Source organism: Bradyrhizobium tropiciagri (assembly GCF_018130505.1).
GTDB lineage: Bacteria > Pseudomonadota > Alphaproteobacteria > Rhizobiales > Xanthobacteraceae > Bradyrhizobium > Bradyrhizobium tropiciagri_B.
Genome location: NZ_JAFCKH010000006.1, coordinates 319,477 through 334,011 on the forward strand (window position 1 = coordinate 319,477; position 14,535 = coordinate 334,011).

The window sequence follows — 14,535 nt, forward strand, 5'->3', positions numbered from 1 at the left end:
CCTTCGCCGGGACGACGGTGAATTTTTGGCGCTGTTCCGGGCAGTTTATGCCGGAAATCGGGTGGCGCTGGCGGCCATCATGGGCCAGATTCACCTCCATGACCGCCACAGCCAAGACCATCGCCCGCTTGCCCACTACCATCCCGGCCCGCGTCGACACATTTGGCTGGGACCAGATCACCGCCGATCTCGACGCGCAGGGCTGCGCCGTCCTTCCCGAACTGCTGACGCCGGAGGAATGCGATGACATCGCCGCGCGCTATTCCGACGACAGCCAGTTCCGCAGCCGGATCGTGATGGGCCGCCACGGCTTCGGCCGCGGCGAGTACAAGTATTTCTCCTATCCGTTGCCGGACCTGATCGCGGAACTGCGGCCGGCGCTCTACGCGCGCCTCATCGCGACGGCCAACCGTTGGAACCGGACGATGGGCATCGACATCAGCTACCCGGCCTCGCATGCGGCGTTCCTGAAGCGCTGCCATGATGCCGGCCAGACCCGGCCGACGCCGCTGCTGCTGCAATATGGCGAGGGCGACTACAACTGCCTGCACCAGGACCTTTATGGCGAGCACGTGTTCCCGATCCAGGTCGCGATCCTGCTGTCGCAGCCGGGCCGCGACTTCACCGGCGGCGAGTTCGTGCTGACCGAGCAGCGGCCGCGGATGCAGTCGCGGCCCGAGGTGGTGCCGTTGACGAAGGGCGACGCGGTGGCCTTTGCCGTGCATCATCGCCCGGTGCAGGGGACGCGCGGGGCGTATCGTGTCAATCTGCGGCACGGCGTCAGCCGGATTCGCTGTGGCCATCGCCACACCGTCGGCGTGATCTTTCACGACGCAAAGTGAGTGCCCTCAAGCGTGGCTGCTGATCTGTTCGAGACCGTTGGCGATGCACGCCCTTCGCGCGAGACGATCGCGGAAGGGGCCGCGTTGCTGCGCGGCTTTGCCAGGCCGTTCGAGGCGGAGCTGATCCCGGCATTGCGCACGATCGTGAAGCAGGCGCCGTTCCGCCATCTGATCACGCCGGGCGGCCACAGGATGTCGGTCGCGATGACCAATTGCGGCAGCCTCGGCTGGGTCTCCGACCCCAGCGGCTATCGCTATGACCCGATCGATCCCGACACCGCAAAACCCTGGCCGCCGCTCCCTGACGTATTGCGCAAGCTTGCGGCGAGCGCAGCCGCGGACGGCGGCTTCCACGGCTTCGCGCCGGAGGCCTGCCTGATCAACCGCTACGTCCCCGGCGCAAAACTGTCGCTGCATCAGGACAAGGACGAGCTCGATTACGGCGCGCCGATCGTCTCGGTGTCGCTCGGGCTGCCCGCGATCTTCCTGTTCGGCGGCCTGAAGCGCAGCGACACGCCGCGTCGCTACCGGCTCGAGCATGGCGATGTCGCGGTGTGGGGCGGGTCGTCAAGGTTGTTCTATCACGGCGTCGCGCCGCTCGCGGACGGCGAGCACGGCGTGCTCGGCCGCCAGCGTATCAATCTGACGTTTCGCAAGGTCCGCTGAAGGCGCCTAGTTATTCTTGGCCGGGTGAATGAACGCCCACGGCGAGACTTCCGAACCCGTCGGCACTTCCACCGAGATCACATAGGGCCCGCCGTCGGCGAGCGCCTTCTCCAGCGCGGTGCGGAAATGATCCGGCGAGCTGACGCGCGCAGCGCCGACGCCGAAGGATTCCGCCAGCTTGACGAAGTCGGGATTGACGAGGTCGGAGGCGACGACGCGGCCGTCGAAGCGCTCCTGCTGGTCGCGGCGGACGTTGCCGTAGGCGTTGTTGTTGAACACCAGCGTCACCACGCCGATCTTGAACTGCACCGCAGTGGCGAGCTCCTGCACGTCGAACATGAAGCCGCCGTCGCCGGTGATCGCGACCACTGGCTTGTCGGGATTGGCCACCTTGGCGCCGAGCGCGGTCGGGAAGCCGGAGCCGAGCGTTCCCTGATAGCCCGAGGTGACGAAGGTGCGCGGCTGGTAGACCGGAAAGCCGTACCACGAAGCGAAGCCGACCTGCGACAGCTCGTCGGTGACGATCGCGTTCGCCGGCAGCACCTCGCGCAGGATCTTCAAATAGGCCATCTGCGGCTGGATGCGCTGGATCTCCTGCTCGGCGGTGGCCGTGGCTTCGCGGATCGTGCCACGCCGACCTGATGTCCTGGCGAAGCCGGCCTTCTTCACGGCCGCGACGAGATCGGCGGTGCCCGCCTTGGCATCGGCGACGATTGCGGCATCACAAACCATCCGGCGCATCTCGACGGGATCGATATCGATGCGAACCGACTTCAAACCGAGCGGCTGGTAAGGCCAGCGGAATCCCGATGCCGGCAATTCCATGCGCGTACCGATGCCGATCATCAGGTCCGTCTTCGGCCAGAGCTTGTAGGCGGCGGCCATCGTGAGCCCGAGCTCATGCGCATTGGAGACGATGCCGCGGCCGCTACGGAACGCGACCACCGGCGCATCGATCATCTCGGCAAGCTCGAGGATCTCCTCGCTCGCCTCGATCGCGCCGCCGCCGACGAAGATCATCGGCGCCTTGCTGGCCTTGATGAGATCGGCCGCCGCCTTGACCCGGTCCGGATCGGGCTGCGGCGCCGGCAACAGCTCGAACGGCTTTGCAGCCGCGACCTGGGCGCGCTGCGTGAACACATCCCACGGCATCTCCAGCGACGCCGGGCCGCGACGGCCCGACAGCATTTCCTGGAACGCGCGCGACACCAGCGCCGGCGCGTTGTCGGGATACTCGATCCGGTCGGCCCATTTCACGAACGTCCGCAGCGTCGCGAGCTGGTTCGGCATTTCGTGCAGATGGCCGCGGCCCTTGCCGAGGAATTGCGTCGGCACCTGGCCGGTCAGGCACAGCACCGGCTCGTTGCAGCCGAATGCGGTGAGCAGCGCCGCCGAGGCGTTGAGCACGCCGGGGCCGGGCACAACGCTGAACACGCCGGGCTTGCCGCTGGAGCGCGCATAGCCGAACGCCATGTAGCCGCACGCCTGCTCGTGCCGTGCGCCGATCACCTTGAGTTGGGCCTGGTGGAACGCATCGAACAGGCCGTAGATCTGCGCGCCGGGCAGGCCGAACACGGTGTCGACGCCGTGGGCGACGAGGCCGTTGACGATCGCTTCGCCGCCGGATGTTGAGGTCATGGCACTGTCCACTCGCTTGCGGGTTAGGTGGTTTCGTCGACGACGCCGTTGCGCAGGATGCCGACGCCTTCGGCCTCGACCTCGACGACATCGCCCGGCTTCAGATAGCGCGGCGGATCGAACCGCGCACCTGCGCCGGTCGGCGTGCCCGTCACGATGACGTCACCGGGAACCAGCGTCGTGAAGGTCGAGATGTAGTTGATGAGATAGCGGAAGCCGAAGATCAGCCGCGATGTGCGGTCATCCTGCCGCGTCTCGCCATTGACGCGGGTGGTCAGGCGGATATCGGCGATCTGCGCCTCATCGGTGTAGGGAACGATCCACGGGCCGAGGCTGCCGGTGGAATCGAAATTCTTGCCCTGGGTGACGTTGAATTTGGCGTGACGCACCCAGTCGCGGATGGTGCCTTCATTGCAGAGCGTGATCGCGGCGATGTGATCGAACGCGGCGCTTTCCGGAATGTGCCGGCCGGCCTTGCCGATCACCAGCACGAGCTCGCCCTCATAGTCGAGCTGCGTCGAGATGCGCGGCCGCACCACCGGCGTGTTGTGGCCGACGAAGGAGCGCGGCACGCGCAGGAACATGCTGGGGTATTTCGGCGCGTCCGATCCGTCCTTGTATTCGGCATTGCGGTCCGGATAGTTGACGCCGATGCAGATGATCTTGTCCGGCGAGGGGATCGGCGGCTGCCAGGCGACCGCATCGAGCGCGTGGTCGGGCGCGCGCTTGGCAGCGTCGTCCGCAAGCTTCATCAGCGCGCCGGCGGCGATCGCTTCGCGCAAGGTCGGATAGTCCTTGGCGAAACGCGCGGAGAGATCGACGATGCCTGCATCGGTGACGGCGCCGTATTTCGTGGCGCCGTCGACGGAGTAGGTAGCAAGGCGAGGGGCGGACATTGGCAATCCAGTTGTTGTTGTCGTCCCTGCTTTCGCCGGGACGACCGGTGCAAGGAGTTCGAGTTAATCCGCAACCAGCACGTCGGCGACGAAGCGCGGCTCGCGTACGGTCTGGCCGGCGAAGGGCGAGCCTTCCTCGAACCAGGAGCGCGGCGCCGGTGCGCCCCACAGTGTCTGGCGGCGCGGATCGCGCAGCGACCAGCGCAGCGGCTCGTGGTCGTGGTCGCCGGTGAAATAGTCGCTGGTGTAGAGCTCGATGCGATGGCCGTCGGGGTCGCGGATGTAGAGGAAGAACGCGTTGGAGATGCCGTGCCGGCCGGGGCCGCGCTCGATGTTCTTGAGGAAGCCGCTTGAAGCCATCACGTCGCAGAGATGCACGATGTTCATCGCGGTCGGCACCCAATAGGCGATGTGGTGCAGCCGCGGGCCACGGCCGTTGGTGATGGCGAAGTCGTGGACGTTGCCCTTGCGGTGCATCCAGGCCGCGGCGATGCGGCCATTGTCGCCGTCCTCCTCGGCATATTCGGTGAGGCGGAAGCCGAGCCTCGCGTAGAAGTCGACGGTGTCCTGCACCTCGGCGGCGAACACGTTGAAATGGTCGAGCCGCTGCGGGTGGCAGCCCTTGTAGAGGTCATAGCGCCGGAGCAGATGCGGGCGCTTCTCCATCGTGGCGTAGAGCTCGATCTGGAAGCCGAACGGATCGGTGAATTGCAGCGTGCGGCCCTGGAACGGCTGCTCGACGAAGGCGTAGGTGATGCCGTGCTCAGAGAAGAACGACGCGGCCTTGTCGAGGTCGCCGTCATTGCCGACCTTGAAGCCGAGCCGGTTGCAGGCGGCCTTCGCCGCCTTGCGCAGCACCACCGAGTGATGCTGGTGCTCCTCGCTGGCGCGGAGATACACCGATTTGTCGTCGCGGTCCTCGATATGGAGGCCGACGGTCTTCTCGTAAAACGCGGCGCTCTTGTCGAGATCCGTGACGTCGAGCACGGCGTGGCTGCAGCGGATGATGTTGAACGGCGGATCGAAGATGTGCTTCGGAACGGGCATCGGTGTTTCCCCTCGGTTCGGTCCGTCATTCCGGGATGCGCTACTTCGCGCAGGCCCGGAATCCATACTCACGATCGTGGTTATGGATTCCGGGCTCGTCGCTGCGCGCCGCCCCGGAATGACGCGGTTACATTCCCAGCTTCTGGATCTTGTGCGTCCCGCGCGCGAGCGAGACGTGCTTGGTTTCCATGTAGAAGTCGAACGAGTAATCGCCGCCATCACGGCCGATGCCGGAGGCCTTCATGCCGCCGAACGGGGTCGGCAGGTGGCGGACGTTTTCCGAGTTGAGCCAGATCATGCCGGCCTCCAGTGCGTCCGCAACGCGCAGCGCGCGGCCCATGTCGCCGGTCCAGACATAGCCGGTCAGTCCGTAATTGACGCCGTTGGCGATCTCGATCGCGTCAACCTCGTCGCGGAACGGGATCACGGTCAGGAATGGGCCGAACACCTCCTCCTGCGCGACGCGCATTGTTGCGTTGGCGCCGGTGACCAGCGTCGGCTGCACATAATGGCCGCCGCCGGGGCCGTCATGCGGCTTGCCGCCAACCGCGATGGTGGCGCCGTCCTGCTTTGCGACATCGAAATAGCTGCACACCTTGGCGAGGTGCCGTTCATGGATCAGCGGCCCGATCTCGGTCGCGGGATCGAGCGGATGGCCGACCTTGAGCGCCTTCACCCGCGCGGTCAGCTTCGCGATGAAGCTGTCGGCGATGCTCTGCTGGACCAGCAGGCGGCTCGACGAGGTGCAGCGTTCGCCGTTGAGCGAGTAGATCATGAACACGACGGCATCGAGCGCGCGGTCGAGATCGGCGTCGTCGAACACGATCACCGGGTTCTTGCCGCCGAGCTCGAAATGCACGCGCTTCAGCGTCGGCGCGCCCTGTGCCATGATCGCGGATCCCGTCGCGCTCTCGCCGACGAAGCCGATCGCCTTGATGGCGGGATGCTGGGTCAGCGCCTTGCCGGCGTCCTCGCCGAAGCCGTGCACCGTGTTGAACACGCCGTCGGGAATACCGGCCTGCTTTGCCAGCTTGACGAGGAGGTCGGCCGTGACCGGCGACCATTCCGCCGGCTTGTGCACGACGGTGCAGCCCGCGGCGAGGGCAGGGGCGATCTTCCAGGTCGACAGCATGAACGGCGTGTTCCACGGCGTGATCACGCCGACCGGGCCGATCGGCACCCGGGTCGAGATGTTCCAGTGCTCTTCGCTCGGGGTGTTGAGGCCGTCGCGGGCTTCCGCGCATTTGTCGGCGAAGAAGCGGAAATTCTCGGCGGCGCGGATCGCGGCCTTGGCCATGAAGCGGTGCGCCTGCCCGGTGTCGATGCATTCGAGCACGGCGATGTCGTCGGCGTGATCCTCGATCGCATCCGCAACGCGATGCAGCAGCTTGCGGCGTGCCGCAGCCGGCATGTCGCGCCAGCCCTTGAAGGCGCGCCCGGCCGCGATCGCCGCACGATCGATGTCTTCCGCATTGCCGCGCGCCACCGTCGCCAGCAGGGCGCCGTCGATCGGTGACTTCGTCTCGAAGGTTTCGCCGGAGGCCGACGCCACCACCTTGCCATCGATGAATTGGCCGATGCCTTCCGCCTTCAGCTTGGCGAGCAGCGGGCCCGCGCGGTCGCGGTTGGCCTGGAACACGTCGACGGATTTCGCGGCGGCTTTATCCATTGACCGTCTCCACCTTCAATGCGTCGTGGATGTTGTTGCGTTTCCAGCTCGTCTCCTTGTCGTTGATCTGCATGTCGAACGACAGGGCGAATTTGCTCTTGGCAAATGCCGGATCGAGATGCGCGGAGAGCTTCCTGAAGATGTGCTCGCCGGCCGTTTTGCGGGTGGCAAGATCGCGACCCTCGCCGAGCCGCAGCACCATGTCGAGGAAGCCGTAATTGCCGCGGCCGTCGGCGATCGCGTAATGCTCGCATCTGACGGCGCGGACGCGGATGCCACCGAGCGGGAAGATGCCGGTCTCGACCGCGGCCTTGCGCACCACCTCGACGGTCTCGCCCATGTCGAGGATGCCGTCGAGATTTGCGGAATATTCGAGCGTGAAGTGCGGCATGCAGCTCTCCTGCTGATATCGATGCGTCAGGCGAAATAGCAGCTCACGGAACCATAAGGTCCGTAGTCGGCCTGGATCGTGTCGCCCTTGCGGGTCTCGATCGGGCGGATGAAGGAGCCCGCCAGCACGACCTGGCCAGCCTCCAGCGCCAGCCCGTTTGGCGCGATCTTGTTGGCGAGCCACGCCACCGCGGTTGCCGGATGATTCAACACGCCGGCGGCCAATCCGGTTTCCTCGAGCTGGCCGTTGCGGAAACACAGCGCGCCGATCCAGCGCAGGTCGGCGTCCAGCGGGCGGATCGGCCGGCCGCCGAGCACGATGCCGGCATTGGCAGCGTTGTCGGCGATGGTGTCGAAGATCTTTCGCGTCGCCTTGGTTTCGGGATCGACGCGCTCGACCCTCGTATCCAGGATCTCCAGCGCCGGCACCACGAAGTCGGTGGCGTTGAGCACGTCGAACAGCGTGCAGTCGGGCCCCGCAAGGCGGTGCTTCATCACGAAGGCGAGCTCGGCCTCGACGCGGGTCGCAATGAAGCGATCGGTTGGCACCAGTCCGCCATCGGCAAAGAACATGTCGTCGAGCAGGATGCCGGAATCCGGCTCGTCGATGTTGAGCGCGCTCTGCATCGCCTTCGAGGTCAGGCCGATCTTGTGGCCCTTGACGATGCGGCCCTGCGCCACCTTCATCTCGACCCAGGCCTTCTGAATCGCGTAGGCATCGTCCAGCGTGATGCCGGGATGCTGCAGCGAGAGCTGGCGGATCTGCTTGCGGGTCTTTTCCGCATTGTCGAGCCTGGCTGCGGCAGCGCGGATATCGTCCGGAGTGAGGGCCATGCGTGATACACAATAATTGGGTGCTGGGAGATGATTAACATGTTAAGTAGATTTCCGCAAACTGAATCGCCGCATGCTGCAGCGCAAAAGTTTGCCGCATTGGACTGAAGCATGGCGCGCAAGAAGTCGTCGAACGAGTCGGGACAGACGGAGGCGGGGCCGCTCCGCCGCGCGCCGATGCGCGAGTTCTCGCGCTCGCTGCCGATGTCGCTGCTGCGCGCCCGCGAAGCCGTCATGCGGCAGTTTCGTCCCTCGCTGCGCAATCACGGGCTGACCGAGCAGCAGTGGCGGATCCTGCGTGCGCTGTCGGCCGTCGACGAGATCGAAGTTACCGAACTCGCGCATGTGGCGTTCCTGCTCGGGCCCAGCCTGTCGCGGATCCTGCGCGATCTCGAGGCTCGTCAGTTGATCGAGCGCAAGGCGGCGGAGACCGACGCGCGCCGCGCCGTGGTGTCGATCTCCGCGAAGGGGTTGAAGCTGATCGAGGCGGTGGCGCCGACATCGGAAGCGATCTATGCCGAGATCACGCGGCGCTACGGCGCACGCAAGCTTGCCGAATTGCAGGAGATGCTGGGGGCACTGGAGGCAGGTCTTGCCGGAATGAATTCGGCCGATGAAGCCGAACTTGAGGCCGACGAGTAGACGGGAATGTGCGCCGTACGCGGCAAGCCGGTCAGGCCATGTAGGGAACGCGCGAGATCACATTGATGGCGCGGAATTCGGCGATCCAGCCGGCGACCTTCGAATGCGACCACTCGATATGCCGGCGCAAGGTCGCGGCCGCCGCCTCGCCGTCGCGCGCGCGCAGCGCTTCGATGATCACGAGGTGCTCGTCCATGAAGGAATCGATCTGCGGCGCCGTCAGCGCCACCTGAATGTGCTTGCCGATCACGAAAGCGCAGTGCGTGCGCTTGAGGGCTTCGATCATCTCGCGATTGACGCCGTAGCCGAGGCAGTGGACGTGGAGGTCGCCCTCGATCTCGTCGAGCTCGGCGACGCCGATGCGGTCGCGGCACTGGATCCCCTCGCGCAATCGCTCCGCCATCCGGTCCAGCAGCTCCGCCGGAATCTTCGTGGCGGCGGATTTCAGCAGCAGCGGCTCGAGGGTCGCCCGCACCTCGAAGATGTCGCGCAGACGGTCCTCGTCGAGTGGCACCACGTACCAGTGGGCCTTGGCGCCCTTCTCGAGGATCCCGAGCGCCTGTGCGCGCAGCAGCAGATTGCGTGCAACCGTGCGTCCGACCCGGAAATGCCGCGCCAGCGCCAGCTCGCTGACGCGGAAGCGGCCGAACAGCGACCGGTAGATGATCTCGCGTTCGAGCTTGTAATAAAGGGTGTCCCAGGCGTCGCTCCTGACCGCCTCGACCGGTCCGTTGGTCAGCCCCAGCATTTGCGGCGTGATCGGGACTCGCCGCGGTTCGACCTGGCGCTTGCCGGCGATGACGCCGCGGCCGTCGAACCGGCGCACCAGGCCGATGTGCTCGAGCTGCTCGAAGGCCTGCCGCACCGGGGAGCGGCTGGAGCCGAACAGGGTCGCAATTGCGGATTCGGAGAGAACGGTGCCGGGCGGCACGTCGCCGGCGCGGATGCGCTTGGCCAATGCGGCCTTGATCAGCGCATAGGCCGGCTGTTTCCGTCTGGTCTGCGATTTCGCTCTCGGAATCGACATTCGTGGCTGCCCGGTGACCACACTAACACGTGATCTTGCCGAGGTCGCCCGCAACAGGCATTTACGCACCGCTCATGGTGAATTTTTGGCCATTGCGTGCAATGTCCAATCATGATTAGCTGATCGGACGATTGAATTGACGATCGCCGCTGTGCGTCGCGTGCGCTGCAGCGGCTTCAGCGTTTGCGTTGAGCTCATCTCAGAACAGCCGGCATGTAAGTCGGCGCGATACAGGGAGGATTGAATGAAACTGACGAGACGTGAGTTTTCCGCCGGTTTGGCGGCAGGTCTCGCTGCTCCTGCTTTGATGCGGAGCGCGTGGGCGCAGGGCGCGACCATCAAGATCGGCATGTGCGTGCCCGTGACCGGGCCGGCGGCGGAGCAGGGGCTCTGGGCCCAGAACGGCGCCAAGCTGGCGCTGGCCGCGGTCAACAAGGCCGGCGGCGTGCTCGGCAAGCAGGTCGAACTGGTGATCGAGGACGACCAGACCACCAATCCGGGGATCGTGCTGGCGTTCTCCAAGCTCGCCGCGCAATCCGACATCGTGGCCTTCCTCGGCTCGATCCGTTCGACCCAGGTGCAGGCGATGGCGCCCGACGTGATCAAGGTCGGCAAGCCGGTGATGATCGGCGGCACCAATCCCGATCTCACCCATTCCGGCAATCCGTGGCTGTTCCGCTTCCGCCCGAACGACAATTACTCCGGGCGCGTGATCGCCGACTTCGGCGTCAACACGCTGGGCAAGAAGAAGTGGGCGATCGTCCACTCCACCGACGCCTTCGGCACCGCGGGCGGCAAGGCGCTCACCGAAGCGCTGACCAAGATGGGCGCGCCGCCGGTGCTCGACCAGGGCTATGCCAACCAGAGCCAGGACTTCACCCCGGTCGTGCTGGCGGTGAAGCAGTCCGGCGCTGACGTGCTCGGCACCTACTTCACCTTCGAGAACGATCTCGGCATCTTTGCCCGGCAGCTCCGCCAGCTCGGCGTCAACATCCCCTGGGTCGGCTCGCCCTCGGTGGTGGCGGTGTCCTCGACCAAGCTCGCCGGCCCGGCGTTGTTCGGCACCTACGGCGTCGCCGACTTCGCAGAGGATTCCAGCGATGCCGCGAAGACCTTCAGCAAGTCCTATCGCGATGCCTACAAGACCGCGCCCGACAACCAGAGCGCCTGGCCTTATGATGCGATCACCATCCTGTCGGCGGCGATCAACAAGGCGGGCTCGACCGATCCGAACAAGATCCGCGACGCCATCCTGGCGACGCAGAAGTTCGCCGGTGCCGAAGGCGAATACAATTTCGACAAGAACGGCGACGGTCTGCACGGCTACAACGTCGTGAAGAACGACAAGGGCAAGATCATCTACGACAAGCACATCGACTTCAACGATTGATCGCGGCCCGGCCTCGCCGCCGCGTGCGGCGAGGCCGATCGTCTGCGCAGGATGTTCGCCTGCGCGCAAAGTTCTGATCGGGCGCTGTCATGGATCTGGTCCTCCAACTTCTGTTCACGGGCATTGGCATCGGCGCGGTCTACGCGCTGGTCGCGCTCGGTTTCGTGCTGATCTTCCGCGCCACCAATGTCGTGAACTTCGCGCAAGGCGAATTCTCGATGGTGGCCGCCTACCTGATGGTGGTGTTCTCGGTCGATCTCGGCTGGCCTTACTGGCTGTCGTTCCTGCTTGCGCTCGCCGGAATGGCGCTGTTCGGCGTCATCTTCAATCTCGGCGTCTACTATCCGCTGCGCAACCGCACCTACCTGCCGGTGATCATCGCCACCATCGGCGCATCGATCCTGCTGTCGAACTCGGTGCTGGCGATCTACGGCCCGCAGCCGCAGGTGCTGCAGGGCTGGTTCGATACGCCCGGTATCCAGCTCGGCCCGGTCTATCTCGACAGCCAGTACCTGCTGATCATCGCGGTGACGATCCTGCTGGTGCTGTTCAATTTCTGGTTCTTCGAGAAGACCCTGCTCGGCAAGAAGCTGCAGGCGACCTCGCAGGACAAGGAGATGGCCTCGCTGCTCGGCATTTCCGTCTCCACCATGATCATGATCACCTTCATTTATTCGGCCGTGCTCGGCGGGCTCGCCGGCATCCTGGTGGCGCCGGTGCTGTTCGTCTCGATCCAGATGGGCTCGACCATCGCGCTGAAGGCGTTTGCCGCGACCATCATCGGCGGCTTCGGTGATGTCGCCGGCGCCATCGTCGGCGGCTTGGCGCTCGGCGTGATCGAGACGTTCGGCGCCGCCTACATTTCGGTGCCGTACAAGGACGGCTTCGCCTTCCTGGTGCTGATCGCCTTCCTGGTGTTCCGGCCGCAGGGCATCTTCGGCGAACGCGTCGCGGAGAAAGCATGAGCGCCAGCGACAACATGATCCCGGCGCCCGCGGTGCGCTCCAGGCCGCTGATCGTCCGTCACCTGCCGTACTTCATCGGCGCCGCCGTGCTGGTGACGCTGGCAGCCGGCATGCGGTTCGACGGCTACATCCTCAACATCCTGCTGCAGGCCACGACGTTCTCGATCGCCGTGTTCGGGCTTTCGGTCGTGCTCGGCCTGTGCGGCCAAATCAACCTGGCGCAAGCCGCGTTCTTCGGCTTCGGCGCCTATGTGGTCGGCCTCGGCACCGCCGACCTGCATCTGAACTTCTGGCTTTGCCTGGTTGGCGCCTGCGCGATCACGCTGGTCGCCGGTGCGTTCCTCGGCATGTCGACGCTCAGGCTGGGCGGGCATTACCTTGCCATGGTGACGATCTCGTTCCAGCAGATCGTGACGCTGGTGATGATCAACGCGATCGGCATCACCCACGGGCCGGATGGCGTTGCCAATATCCGCCGGCCGGAGCTGTTCCAGAACTCGCAAAGCTATCTGGCTTTCTGCGTCGCGATGCTCGCGATCGTCGGCTATCTGGTCTGGCATCTGCCCGATACCAAGCTCGGCCGCGCCATGCGCGCGGTGCGCGACAATGAGCTCGCGGCCGGTGTCAACGGCATCGACGTGTTCCGCACCAAGATCTACGCCTTCGGCATCTGCGCGCTGCTCGGCGGTCTGGCCGGCGGCCTGTTCGCCGGCGGCTTTGCCTATGTCAGCCCGGACCAGTTCTCGTTCGCCGAATCGATCGTATTCCTGACCATGTCGCTGCTCGGCGGCGTGGCCTCGCCGATCGGCTCGGTGATCGGCACGGGTCTGTTGATCCTGATCCCGGAATGGCTGCGCTTCCTGAAGAGCGTGCCGGGGCTCTATCTGGCCATTTACGGCCTGTTCGTGATCCTGATCATCCGCTTCATGCCCGACGGCATCTGGGGTTTCGTCGCCGACGCCTTCACGCGCTGGCGCGCGCACACCAAGGCGCCGCCCGCCGCGGCTGCGTTGCAACTCAAACCTGCGACCACCGGCGGCGACATCGTGCTCGAAGTTACCGGGCTGTCGAAGCACTTCGGCGGCCTCAAGGCGGTCGATGGCGTCGACATCGCGGTGAAGCGCGGCGGCGTGCATGCGCTGATCGGTCCGAACGGCTCTGGCAAGACCACGACGCTGAACGTTCTCTCCGGCCTCTACAAGGCGACATCGGGCAGGATCGTGCTCGACGGCACCGACATCACCACGATGGCGCCGCATCAGCGCACGGCCGCCGGGCTTGGGCGCACCTTCCAGAACATCCGCCTGTTCCGCTCGATGACGGCACTTGAAAACGTCGAGATCGGCGCCGAGCGGCGCGGCAACACCATGGTCGGGAAGGGCGATGACGCACTGACCGAGCGGGCGATGGAGGCGTTGACCTTTGTCGGTCTCGGTAGCCGCGCCAATGAGCTGATCTCGAGCTTCTCCTACGGCCACCAGCGCCTGATAGAGATCGCCCGCGCGCTGGCATCGAATCCGACGCTGCTGCTGCTCGACGAGCCCGCGGCCGGCCTCAACTCGACCGAGAAGCTCGAACTGCACGAGCTGCTCAAGCGCATCGCCGCGCAAGGCCTCACCATCCTGATCATCGATCACGACATGACGCTGGTCTCGGAAGCTGCCCAGCACATCACCGTGCTGAACTTCGGACGCCGCATCGCGGACGGCGAGTCGATGGCGGTGTTGCGCCATCCCGACGTCGTCTCCGCCTATCTCGGGAGCGAATGATGCCGCTGCTCGAAATCCGCAATCTCGTGGTCCGCTACGGCGAGATCGAGGCCCTGCGCGGCATCACCATCGCCGTGGAGCAGGGCCAGGTGGTCACGCTGCTCGGGGCCAACGGCGCCGGCAAATCGACCACGCTGCGCGCGATCTCCGGTCTAGAGAAGCCTGCATCCGGCGACATCATGTTCGACGGACACTCGATCGCGGGCCTCGGGCCGGAAGCGATCGTGCGGCTCGGCATCTCGCATGTACCGGAAGGCCGCCGCGTGTTCCCGGGCCTCACCGTCAAAGAGAACATCATGCTCGGCGCATCGAACCGCAAGGTCTCGACGTCGCAGATCTCGCGCGAGGCGGATGCGATGTTCGATCTGTTTCCGGACATCCGCAAGTTCTCCAACGCGCTGGGCTGGACGCTGTCCGGCGGCCAGCTGCAGATGGTTGCAGTCGCCCGCGGGCTGATGGCCAAGCCGCGGCTGTTGCTGCTGGACGAGCCCTCGCTCGGCCTCGCGCCGGTGATCGTCCAGGCCGTGTTCCGCATCATTTCGCAGATCAGGAAGGACACCACGGTCTTGCTCGTCGAGCAAAATGCGCGCATGGGACTCTCAGTCGCCGATCACGGGTTCGTCCTGGAAACCGGGCGGATCGTGCTGGGCGGCAAGCCCGACGAATTGTGGGGCAACGAAGCCATTGCCGCGGCCTATCTCGGCGGCCACGCCAAAGCCCACGCGTAACAACGCCCTGTGCCTTATCAAGCGAGCTAGTC

General features: G+C 65.4%; 14 protein-coding genes. 7 read left to right on the forward strand and 7 right to left on the reverse strand.

Translation table 11 applies throughout. The features are described from left to right. The first annotated feature begins 98 nt into the window (after positions 1 to 98). Together JQ633_RS17740 and alkB are read left to right on the forward strand one after the other, a co-directional pair. The gene (locus JQ633_RS17740) at positions 99 to 842 is read left to right on the forward strand and encodes a 2OG-Fe(II) oxygenase (RefSeq protein WP_211986342.1); all 744 of its coding nucleotides are present in this window, start codon (positions 99 to 101) and stop codon (positions 840 to 842) included. A 12-nt stretch (positions 843 to 854) separates the two neighbouring features. Next, the gene (gene alkB / locus JQ633_RS17745; protein ID WP_211986343.1) at positions 855 to 1,508 is read left to right on the forward strand and encodes a DNA oxidative demethylase AlkB; all 654 of its coding nucleotides are present in this window, start codon (positions 855 to 857) and stop codon (positions 1,506 to 1,508) included. A 6-nt stretch (positions 1,509 to 1,514) separates the two neighbouring features. On the opposite strand, the gene JQ633_RS17750 is transcribed toward alkB, so the two are convergent. The 6 genes from JQ633_RS17750 to hpaH all read right to left on the reverse strand — a co-directional run bounded on the left by JQ633_RS17750 (position 1,515) and on the right by hpaH (position 7,982). Further along, the gene (locus tag JQ633_RS17750) at positions 1,515 to 3,146 is read right to left on the reverse strand and encodes a thiamine pyrophosphate-dependent enzyme (RefSeq protein ID WP_211986344.1); all 1,632 of its coding nucleotides are present in this window, start codon (positions 3,144 to 3,146) and stop codon (positions 1,515 to 1,517) included. A gap of 23 nt (positions 3,147 to 3,169) precedes the next feature. Then, on the reverse strand, positions 3,170 to 4,042 hold the full coding sequence (locus JQ633_RS17755) for a fumarylacetoacetate hydrolase family protein (protein WP_211986345.1): 873 nt from the start codon (positions 4,040 to 4,042) through the stop codon (positions 3,170 to 3,172). A 63-nt stretch (positions 4,043 to 4,105) separates the two neighbouring features. Continuing rightward, positions 4,106 to 5,089 (reverse strand): 3,4-dihydroxyphenylacetate 2,3-dioxygenase, encoded by a 984-nt coding sequence (hpaD, locus tag JQ633_RS17760; RefSeq protein WP_211986346.1) that lies wholly within the window; start codon positions 5,087 to 5,089, stop codon positions 4,106 to 4,108. 127 nt (positions 5,090 to 5,216) lie between these two features. Continuing rightward, positions 5,217 to 6,758: a 5-carboxymethyl-2-hydroxymuconate semialdehyde dehydrogenase gene (hpaE, locus tag JQ633_RS17765; protein ID WP_211986347.1), complete on the reverse strand. Its 1,542-nt coding sequence runs from the start codon at positions 6,756 to 6,758 to the stop codon at positions 5,217 to 5,219. Continuing rightward, on the reverse strand, positions 6,751 to 7,149 hold the full coding sequence (locus tag JQ633_RS17770) for a 5-carboxymethyl-2-hydroxymuconate Delta-isomerase (protein ID WP_211986348.1): 399 nt from the start codon (positions 7,147 to 7,149) through the stop codon (positions 6,751 to 6,753). The genes hpaE and JQ633_RS17770 overlap by 8 nt, the downstream gene beginning before the upstream one ends. Positions 7,150 to 7,175: 26 nt before the next feature. After that, entirely contained in the window at positions 7,176 to 7,982 is an 807-nt protein-coding gene (hpaH, locus tag JQ633_RS17775) for a 2-oxo-hept-4-ene-1,7-dioate hydratase (RefSeq protein WP_211986349.1), read from the reverse strand. Positions 7,983 to 8,093: 111 nt separating this feature from the next. On the opposite strand from hpaH, the gene hpaR reads away from it, so the two are divergent. Then, positions 8,094 to 8,624, forward strand: a complete 531-nt coding sequence (hpaR, locus tag JQ633_RS17780; protein WP_211986350.1) for a homoprotocatechuate degradation operon regulator HpaR — start codon at positions 8,094 to 8,096, stop codon at positions 8,622 to 8,624. Between the two features lie 31 nt (positions 8,625 to 8,655). Here hpaR and JQ633_RS17785 read toward each other — a convergent pair whose 3' ends face one another. Next, the gene (locus JQ633_RS17785; protein ID WP_211986351.1) at positions 8,656 to 9,651 is read right to left on the reverse strand and encodes a GntR family transcriptional regulator; all 996 of its coding nucleotides are present in this window, start codon (positions 9,649 to 9,651) and stop codon (positions 8,656 to 8,658) included. Positions 9,652 to 9,895: 244 nt separating this feature from the next. Between JQ633_RS17785 and JQ633_RS17790 the strand changes: the two genes are divergently transcribed. The 4 genes from JQ633_RS17790 to JQ633_RS17805 all read left to right on the forward strand — a co-directional run bounded on the left by JQ633_RS17790 (position 9,896) and on the right by JQ633_RS17805 (position 14,503). Next, entirely contained in the window at positions 9,896 to 11,041 is a 1,146-nt protein-coding gene (locus JQ633_RS17790) for an ABC transporter substrate-binding protein (RefSeq protein WP_211986352.1), read from the forward strand. Between the two features lie 89 nt (positions 11,042 to 11,130). Further along, positions 11,131 to 12,006: a branched-chain amino acid ABC transporter permease gene (locus tag JQ633_RS17795; protein ID WP_211986353.1), complete on the forward strand. Its 876-nt coding sequence runs from the start codon at positions 11,131 to 11,133 to the stop codon at positions 12,004 to 12,006. Continuing rightward, positions 12,003 to 13,775, forward strand: a complete 1,773-nt coding sequence (locus JQ633_RS17800; RefSeq protein WP_211986354.1) for a branched-chain amino acid ABC transporter ATP-binding protein/permease — start codon at positions 12,003 to 12,005, stop codon at positions 13,773 to 13,775. The genes JQ633_RS17795 and JQ633_RS17800 overlap by 4 nt, the downstream gene beginning before the upstream one ends. Then, a complete protein-coding gene (locus JQ633_RS17805; protein ID WP_211986452.1) occupies positions 13,775 to 14,503 on the forward strand; it encodes an ABC transporter ATP-binding protein in 729 nt (242 codons plus the stop codon). The genes JQ633_RS17800 and JQ633_RS17805 overlap by 1 nt, the downstream gene beginning before the upstream one ends. Positions 14,504 to 14,535: the final 32 nt, after the last annotated feature.

Excerpts from the sequence above, each read along its gene's own strand:
- JQ633_RS17740 (WP_211986342.1), top strand. The coding sequence starts at position 99 with ATGACCGCCACAGCCAAGACCATCGCCCGCTTGCCCACTACCATCCCG.
- JQ633_RS17750 (WP_211986344.1), bottom strand. The coding sequence starts at position 3,146 with ATGACCTCAACATCCGGCGGCGAAGCGATCGTCAACGGCCTCGTCGCC.
- JQ633_RS17755 (WP_211986345.1), bottom strand. The coding sequence starts at position 4,042 with ATGTCCGCCCCTCGCCTTGCTACCTACTCCGTCGACGGCGCCACGAAA.
- hpaD (WP_211986346.1), bottom strand. The coding sequence starts at position 5,089 with ATGCCCGTTCCGAAGCACATCTTCGATCCGCCGTTCAACATCATCCGC.
- hpaE (WP_211986347.1), bottom strand. The coding sequence starts at position 6,758 with ATGGATAAAGCCGCCGCGAAATCCGTCGACGTGTTCCAGGCCAACCGC.
- JQ633_RS17770 (WP_211986348.1), bottom strand. The coding sequence starts at position 7,149 with ATGCCGCACTTCACGCTCGAATATTCCGCAAATCTCGACGGCATCCTC.
- hpaH (WP_211986349.1), bottom strand. The coding sequence starts at position 7,982 with ATGGCCCTCACTCCGGACGATATCCGCGCTGCCGCAGCCAGGCTCGAC.
- hpaR (WP_211986350.1), top strand. The coding sequence starts at position 8,094 with ATGGCGCGCAAGAAGTCGTCGAACGAGTCGGGACAGACGGAGGCGGGG.
- JQ633_RS17785 (WP_211986351.1), bottom strand. The coding sequence starts at position 9,651 with ATGTCGATTCCGAGAGCGAAATCGCAGACCAGACGGAAACAGCCGGCC.
- JQ633_RS17790 (WP_211986352.1), top strand. The coding sequence starts at position 9,896 with ATGAAACTGACGAGACGTGAGTTTTCCGCCGGTTTGGCGGCAGGTCTC.
- JQ633_RS17795 (WP_211986353.1), top strand. The coding sequence starts at position 11,131 with ATGGATCTGGTCCTCCAACTTCTGTTCACGGGCATTGGCATCGGCGCG.
- JQ633_RS17800 (WP_211986354.1), top strand. The coding sequence starts at position 12,003 with ATGAGCGCCAGCGACAACATGATCCCGGCGCCCGCGGTGCGCTCCAGG.
- JQ633_RS17805 (WP_211986452.1), top strand. The coding sequence starts at position 13,775 with ATGCCGCTGCTCGAAATCCGCAATCTCGTGGTCCGCTACGGCGAGATC.